The sequence below is a fragment of the Alcaligenes sp. GW821-FHT11D07 genome (genome assembly GCF_058808495.1).
In genome coordinates, this window is the sequence record NZ_JBXART010000009.1 from 1 (window position 1) to 623 (window position 623).

Consider the following 623-nt stretch of genomic DNA (forward strand, 5'->3'; position numbering starts at 1 on the left):
GTACCGTCAACGGCACGCTCAGGCGTAGGAATGTAGCTGTCCAGCGCTTCGGCCAGAGCCAGAACGGCTTGGCTGCCCAATGGGCCTTCGTCGCCTTCCAGAGCCAGTTTGGCCGAACCCTTGATGATCGGGGTGTCGTCGCCGGGGAAGTCGTACTTGGACAACAGCTCGCGAACTTCCATTTCAACCAGTTCGATCAGCTCTTCGTCATCAACCATGTCGGCCTTGTTCAGGAACACGATGATGTAAGGAACGCCAACCTGACGGCTCAGCAAGATGTGCTCACGTGTCTGGGGCATTGGGCCGTCAGCAGCGGAGCAAACCAAGATAGCGCCGTCCATCTGGGCAGCACCAGTAATCATGTTTTTGACGTAGTCAGCGTGGCCGGGGCAGTCAACGTGTGCGTAGTGACGGTTAGGCGTCTCGTACTCAACGTGCGAGGTGCTGATGGTGATACCACGTGCTTTTTCTTCAGGGGCGTTGTCGATTTGCGAGTAATCGCGCGCTTCGCCGCCGTATGCCTTGGACAGAACCGTGCAGATTGCAGCGGTCAGAGTGGTTTTACCGTGGTCAACGTGACCGATAGTACCGACGTTGACGTGCGGTTTAGTCCGTTCAAACTT

General features: G+C 56.7%; 1 protein-coding gene. It reads right to left on the reverse strand.

Annotated features, from left to right (window positions below; genetic code table 11):
* The coding region (locus AC1RSM_RS18640) for a GTP-binding protein (RefSeq protein WP_492934062.1) at positions 1 to 623 on the reverse strand (623 nt) is incomplete at both ends.